The following is a 6,667-nucleotide window of genomic DNA, read 5'->3' as shown; positions in this document are numbered from 1 at the left end:
ATGACGCGCCGTTCGGGCTTGACCGCAGAGGTCTTGATCACGGCATGGCCGAGGTTGCCGGCAAGCACCTTCAGTCCGCCGGTCGGCTGGAACGCCTTCTTGAACGGCGCCAGCACCTTCTCGTCGCCGCTCTCGAGCGGCGCCGCTTCACGCACGACGCTGCCGTCGGCGCCGAGCTTTGCCTCGACAGCATAGGGCCGCAGGCCTTCGCCCCAGACCGTCTGCACGTCCTCGTGCAGCAAGCCTTCGTCGAGCAACTCGCGGATCAGGAAGCCGAGCCCGCCGGCGGCGTGGAAATGGTTCACGTCGGCGAGTCCGTTCGGGTAGACGCGGGCGAGCAGCGGCACGGCCTCCGACAGGTCGGAGATGTCCTGCCAGGTAAGCGAAATTCCGGTTGCCGCAGCCATGGCGATGAGGTGGATGGTGTGGTTGGTCGAGCCGCCGGTCGCGTGCAGGCCGACCACGCCGTTGACGATCGAGCGCTCGTCGATCATGCGCCCGACCGGCGTATAGGCATTGCCGAGCGCGGTGATCGCCAGCGCGCGCTTCGCCGCCTCCCTGGTCAGCGCGTCGCGCAGCGGCGTACCCGGGTTGACGAAGGAGGCGCCGGGCGTGTGCAGGCCCATGATCTCCATCAGCATCTGGTTGGAATTGGCGGTGCCGTAGAAGGTGCAGGTGCCCGGCCCGTGATAGGATTTGGACTCCGCCTCGAGCAGCTCGGCGCGGCCCGCCTTGCCCTCGGCATAGAGCTGGCGGACCTTGGCCTTCTCGTCGTTCGGCAGGCCCGTCGTCATCGGCCCGGCGGGGATGAAGACAGCCGGCAGGTGCCCGAAGGTGAGCGCCGCGATCACCAGCCCTGGCACGATCTTGTCGCAGACGCCGAGGAAGACGGCGGCGTCGAACATGTTGTGCGAAAGGCCGATCGCCGCTGCCATGGCGATCACGTCGCGCGAGAACAGCGACAGTTCCATGCCTGGCTGGCCTTGCGTCACGCCGTCGCACATCGCCGGCACGCCGCCGGCGACCTGGGCGATGCCGCCCGCCTCGCGTGCCGCGTCCTTGATAAGCGCCGGAAAGGTCTCGAACGGCTGATGCGCCGACAGCATGTCGTTGTAGGAGGTGATGATGCCGAGGTTGGGCACGCGATCGCCGCCGAGCGCCACCTTCTCCGATGGGCTGCAGACGGCAAAACCGTGGGCGAGGTTGCCGCAGGAGAGCACCGCGCGGTTGGCGGCGCGTCCCGACGCCTCCGCGATGCGGCCGAGATAGGCTTCGCGACCGGCCTTCGAGCGTTGGCGGATGCGTTCGGTGATGGCTTCGATGTCGCGTCTGGCTGTCATGGCTGGTCCTTTCGGGCCCCGGAAAACGTCCTCCCACAGCCTCCGGGGCTGTTCCTTTGGTGAAATCAGGGTGCCCAGAACACCTCTACCGGTATCGGCGCCACCTCGAGCACGTTGCGGATGGGCTTTTTCATGCCCGCTCCCATCGCGCCGTCGAAGGCAATACGCTTGTCCTCTCCCTCGATGTGGAGCGCGATGAAACCGGCGGCAACGATCCGCGCCATCGACAGTGTCAGCCGCGGCTCGCCGGCGCTTTGCGCATGCACGGCCAGCACGATCCGCGGTGAGGATGGGTCGATGAGCTCGGCGAGATTGCCGGCATCGGGAAAGAAGGAGGCAGTGTGGCCGTCGGCACCCATGCCAAGCACCACCACATCCAGCGGCCAGGGCAATGATTGCAGGGCCTCGCTGTCCGACGCCGCTGCGTCCTCGATGGTCGCCGCCTCATGGTAGAGCGGCACGAAGCGCGCTGCCGCTGCCTTGTTCTGGAGCAGGTTGGCCGCCACCAGCCCGGCATTCGAGCGCGGCGAGGAGGTCGGCACGAAACGTTCATCGACCAGCGTCACGGTGACCTTGTCCCAGGCGATCGGGATTAAGGAGAGCGCGGCGAAGAATTTTGCCGGCGTCGTGCCGCCGGATACGGCGAGCAGCGCCGTGCCGCGGTCGGTGATCGCCTTGGTCAGGCGGGCGGCGACGTGGCCGGCAAGGGCCGCCGCCAGCTGCTGGCGGTCGGCAAAGCCGTTCCAGGCGTAAACGGCCCCGCTCAATTGCTCTCGTGCCATGTCCGTCCGTCACGTTCGATGAGCGCGATGGAGGCCGACGGACCCCAGGTGCCGGCCGTATAGCCCTGCGCTTCCTGCCTGGCGCTTTCCCAGGCGTTCTGGATCGGATCGATCCACTTCCAGGCCGCCTCGACCTCGTCGCGACGCATGAACAGCGTCTGGTTGCCGCGCACCACATCCATGATCAGCCGCTCGTAGGCGTCCGGCGCGCGGCTGTGGAAGGATTGCGCGAAGCTCATGTCGAGCGAGATCTGGCGCAGCCGCATGCCGCCCGGCCCCGGATCCTTGATCATGATGTACTGCTTGACGCCTTCGTCCGGCTGCAGCCTGATCACCAGCTGGTTGGCGAAGATCGGCCCGGCGCTGTCGCCGAAGATGGAATAGGGGATCGGTTTGAATTCGATGACGATTTCCGAAACGCGGGTCGCCAGCCGCTTGCCGGTCCTGAGATAGAAAGGCACGCCGGCCCAGCGCCAGTTGCCGATCTCGGCTTTGAGGGCGACGAAGGTCTCGGTGTTGCTGTCCTTGCCGAGCTCCTCGACATAGCCCTTGACCGGCCCGCCGGCGGAGGCGCCGGCGCGATACTGGCCGCGCACCGTGTGCTTCGGCGCCTCGTTGCCGTTGATGCGCTTCAGCGCCCGCAGCACCTTCAGCTTCTCGTCGCGCACGGCGTCCGCGTCCATCGAGGACGGTGTTTCCATGGCAACCAGGCAAAGCAGCTGCAGGATGTGGTTCTGCACCATATCGCGCAGCGCGCCGGCTTTGTCGTAGTAGGTGACGCGGTCCTCGAGACCCACGGTCTCGGCCACGGTGATCTGCACATGATCGATATGGGCGGAGTTCCACAGCGGCTCATAAAGCGCGTTGGCAAAGCGCAGCGCCATCAGGTTCTGCACCGTTTCCTTGCCGAGATAGTGATCGATGCGGAAGATCTGGCTTTCGTGGAAATCGTCACCCACAGCGTCGTTGAGCGCCCGTGCCGAGGCGAGGTCACGGCCGATCGGCTTCTCCAGCACGATGCGCGAGTTCGGGGTGATCAGCTTGTGTTCCTTGAGCTGATGCGAGATGTCGCCGAACAGCGCCGGCGCCACCGCGAGGTAGAAAGCGCGGATGCGGTCGCTGTCGCCGATGGCCTTCGTGAGCTTGTCGAAGCCGACGCCGGAGGTGGCGTCCGCCGAGACATAGGAAAGCCGAGCAAGAAATGTGTCCAGTTCCTTCGGCTCGATGTCGGCCGGATTCACATGGTCCGATATCGCTTTCTTGGCGAAGGTCTGGAACTCGGCATCGCTCATCTTCGCGCGCGACGTGCCGATGATGCGCGTCGGCTCCGAAAATTGGTGGTCGCGCTGGCGGTGGTAGAGCGAGGGCAGAAGCTTGCGCTCCGACAGGTCGCCGGTACCGCCGAAGATGATGAAGTCGAAAGGTTCGACAGGGATGATCTGGCTGGTCATGGTCAGTCCGGTTTGATGCCGCTAGCCGGTAGCGGGGCTGATATATTCTAATCGATTTAAATCGTCCAGTGTCATGGTGTCACATCCGGGACCAATCGCTGGACAATCGATTGGGCCCAAATGCGGCCTTGACACTGGCGCCGCCGGGAGGCTTGTCGGCAAGCAACAGCTTTCCGGAAGCGTTCGCGCCTGCAACATAGAACCTGAATGTGACGAAAGCTAAGGGAGAATGGCGACCGCCAGCCCTTCAATGATGGGAAAAACCATGCGTCTGCAAAACAAGGTTGCCATCATCACCGGCGCGGCGTCGGGCTTCGGCGAGGGCGTGGCGAAGCGCTTCGCCGAGGAAGGCGCGCGCGTCGTGGTTGCCGACCTCAACGCCAAGGGCGCAGCGCGCGTGGCGAAGGAAATCGGCGACAACGCGATCTGGACCCAGACCGACGTCTCGCAACGCTCCGAATTCGACGAGATGGTTTATGCCGCCAAAAGCGCCTTCGGCCGCGTCGACATCATGGTCAACAATGCCGGCTACACCCATCGCAACGGCGACATGCTCGGCGTCGACGAGCAAACCTTCGACCTGATCACCGCTGTCAACATGAAGGCGATCTATCATGCCGCGCTTGCCGTGGTGCCGATCATGGACCGGCAGGGCGGCGGCGTCATACTGACCACGGCTTCGACAGCCGGCATCAGGCCGCGGCCGGGCCTCACCTGGTACAACGCCTCCAAGGGATGGGCGATCACCGCCACCAAGTCGATGGCGGTCGAACTCGCCCCGAAGAACATTCGCGTCAATTGCCTCTGCCCGGTCGCCGGCGAGACCGGCATGCTGGAGAAGTTCATGGGCGCCGACACGCCGGATATCCGTGAAAAATTCCGCGCGTCCATCCCGCTCGGCCGGCTGTCGACGCCGCTCGACATCGCCAACGCGGCGCTCTGGCTGGCTTCGGACGAGGCGGCCTTGATCACCGGCGTGGCGCTGGAGGTCGACGGCGGGCGCTGCATCTGAACCGACGTCGCGGCGGCGTCAGGCCGCCAAGAGCGTCCAGATCAGGCGCCGGTCTTGACGAAGCTCTTGTAGATCCAGCCGCGTTTGCCGTTATAGACGATCTCGCACCATTTTTTGCAGCTCATCACCTGCACGGCTGACTTGGCAGGCACAGTGACGATCGCGGCGGCGCCGTTCTTCGGGCCGGAACGCATGGTAACAGCCCTCAGGACGCGTCCATTGGTGCCAGTGCCGGCGTTTTCGGGCTTCGGACTGTCCTGGGCTACTTCGTCGGGCGCCGCGGGCTGAGCCTCGGCAACCCCGGGCTTCGCATCCGGAATGGCCGCGGTCTGGGCCGCATCCATTTTGTCGTCAGGCTTTTTTGCGTCTGCCGATTGGGCAGCAGCCGGCGCAGGCGATGCGACCTCAGCCAGGGCGGCCGAAGCATCGTTTCCGGACGCGGATTCGGCGAAGGCGGCAACGGCTGGTTTGTCGTTCTGCGTCGCCGGCTTCTCCGCGGCCTGAGCGGATGAGGCCGGCGGGGCATCCGCCGCGGGCGCAAGCTCACCAACCGTGCCGTTCCAGCGGGGATTGTTGGAAGCCAGTGCCGGGATGGCGGCTTCTCGGGATGCAGTCATGGGCGAAACCGCATCGGCCTTGCGCGCGGCTTGCGGCGCGGCGGCGACACTGACAGAGCTCGCCGCGGCCGGGGCGATCTTCTTCGTCTTGACCGGGATCGCGGGGACGGTCTGCTCCGTTTTCGCGATCGCCTGCCGCTCATTGGCCGGCAAGGCCAGCCAAAGCGCCACCGCCGCCACGCCAAGCAGCGCCGCGGTGCCGACGGCCGCGATCACCAGATGCGCGTTCGACTGCAGGCCCTGCCAGAACGAGGGCCGCATGTCATAGCCGAACCGCACGGCAAAGTGCCGTCGTTCCGGCGCACCGAAACTGAAGGGCTCGTTCACCTAAACCACCTCCAACAACCGGGCCGACGTTCTTTCGATCTTGCCGCAAACGGTTCGCGGCTGATCGGCATCGGTCCCGAAATTTCCAGCGGGCAGGCCCGCGCAAATCCCCGTCTTATCGCCCAGAACCGGCATCTTTTACCGCCGATTATGGCATCAGTGCGCCTTTTTGCGAAATTCTGCGCGTTTGTTAAGGATTCCGCAACGTGCCGTTAGGGAAGCGGACTTGTCGAATTAACAGCTTCTGCACATGTTCCGGCTTCAGATCCTGCGGCGCAGTGCGAACCAGTTGAGCGCCAGAAACAGCAGCGGTGCGCGTAAACAACAGCTGTCCGGGAAGGCGGGAATCTTCAGATACTCGATCAGCTTCAGCGGTCGCGATTGCCCGCGACCGTCTCGGCGTAGAGCTTGCCGAAGAAGTTGGACAGCATGATGCCGTGGCCGGAATACCCGCCCATCGAGGCATGCGGAAACGCAGGTGAATGGTGAATAGTGAATGCTTTGCTAGAGCGCTCTGGCTGCGTTCACCCATCCAATATGAAATTACTCACCATTCACTATTCACCCATTCACTCGACGAAGTGGCCGCTCACACATTCAGCAACAGATACTCCCGCTCCCAAGGGCTGATCACTTCCATGAATGTCTCGAACTCGGCTCGCTTGATGGCCGCATACGTGGCTGCGAAGGATTTGCCGACAATGGCGCCAAGCTCCTTGTCGGCCTCGAAAAGGTCCACGGCCTCGAGCAAGCTGCGCGGCAGGTCGATCTCGTCCTCGTTGGCGGTCGTCAGCACCGGCGGCTCGGCCTGGACCTTGTTGTTCATGCCGATCAACCCGCAGGCAAGCGAGGCGGCAAGCGCCAGATAGGGATTGGCGTCCGAGGACGGAATCCGATTTTCGACGCGCCGCGCCGCTGGATCGGAACGCGGCACGCGGAAAGCCGTCGTGCGGTTGTCGTAGCCCCACTTGTTGTTGACCGGCGCCGACGCAGCCTGCGTGAGCCGCCGATAGGAATTGACGTAAGGCGCAAGCATCACCAGCGCGTTCGGCACGTGTTTCTGCATGCCGCCGATGAAATGGAAGAACGCATCCGTCTCGGCGCCGGTCAACAACAAGTGGGGCTACGACAACCGCAC

5 protein-coding genes and 2 pseudogenes are annotated in these 6,667 nt (G+C 64.4%); 1 reads left to right on the top strand and 6 read right to left on the bottom strand.

Annotated elements, in window-relative coordinates; genetic code table 11:
• The 3 genes from edd to zwf all read right to left on the bottom strand — a co-directional run.
• Positions 1-1,340 (bottom strand): phosphogluconate dehydratase (edd, locus tag EOA79_RS27970; RefSeq protein ID WP_128293486.1); only part of this gene is annotated, 1,340 nt, incomplete at its 3' end.
• Between the two features lie 65 nt (positions 1,341-1,405).
• Positions 1,406-2,122: a 6-phosphogluconolactonase gene (pgl, locus tag EOA79_RS27965; protein ID WP_095825805.1), complete on the bottom strand. Its 717-nt coding sequence runs from the start codon at positions 2,120-2,122 to the stop codon at positions 1,406-1,408.
• Positions 2,104-3,573 (bottom strand): glucose-6-phosphate dehydrogenase, encoded by a 1,470-nt coding sequence (gene zwf / locus EOA79_RS27960; protein WP_095825804.1) that lies wholly within the window; start codon positions 3,571-3,573, stop codon positions 2,104-2,106. Before zwf ends, pgl begins: the two co-directional genes overlap by 19 nt.
• Positions 3,574-3,838: 265 nt before the next feature.
• On the opposite strand from zwf, the gene EOA79_RS27955 reads away from it, so the two are divergent.
• The gene (locus tag EOA79_RS27955; RefSeq protein ID WP_095825819.1) at positions 3,839-4,585 is read left to right on the top strand and encodes an SDR family oxidoreductase; all 747 of its coding nucleotides are present in this window, start codon (positions 3,839-3,841) and stop codon (positions 4,583-4,585) included.
• Between the two features lie 41 nt (positions 4,586-4,626).
• Here the strand turns inward: EOA79_RS27955 and EOA79_RS27950 are convergent, their stop codons facing one another.
• From EOA79_RS27950 to EOA79_RS27940, 3 genes and pseudogenes are all read right to left on the bottom strand, one after another.
• The gene (locus EOA79_RS27950; protein WP_095825803.1) at positions 4,627-5,529 is read right to left on the bottom strand and encodes an SH3 domain-containing protein; all 903 of its coding nucleotides are present in this window, start codon (positions 5,527-5,529) and stop codon (positions 4,627-4,629) included.
• 261 nt (positions 5,530-5,790) lie between these two features.
• Positions 5,791-5,990, bottom strand: a pseudogene (locus EOA79_RS27945) (FAD-dependent oxidoreductase); the annotation flags it as partial.
• A gap of 128 nt (positions 5,991-6,118) precedes the next feature.
• Positions 6,119-6,634, bottom strand: a pseudogene (locus EOA79_RS27940) (glutamine synthetase); the annotation flags it as partial.
• Positions 6,635-6,667: the final 33 nt, after the last annotated feature.

Origin of the sequence: Mesorhizobium sp. M1A.F.Ca.IN.020.03.2.1 (assembly GCF_004023205.1) — a bacterium.
GTDB lineage: Bacteria > Pseudomonadota > Alphaproteobacteria > Rhizobiales > Rhizobiaceae > Mesorhizobium.
Note: the sequence above shows the minus strand (reverse complement) of the source record. Positions and strands in the feature narration are given on the sequence as shown.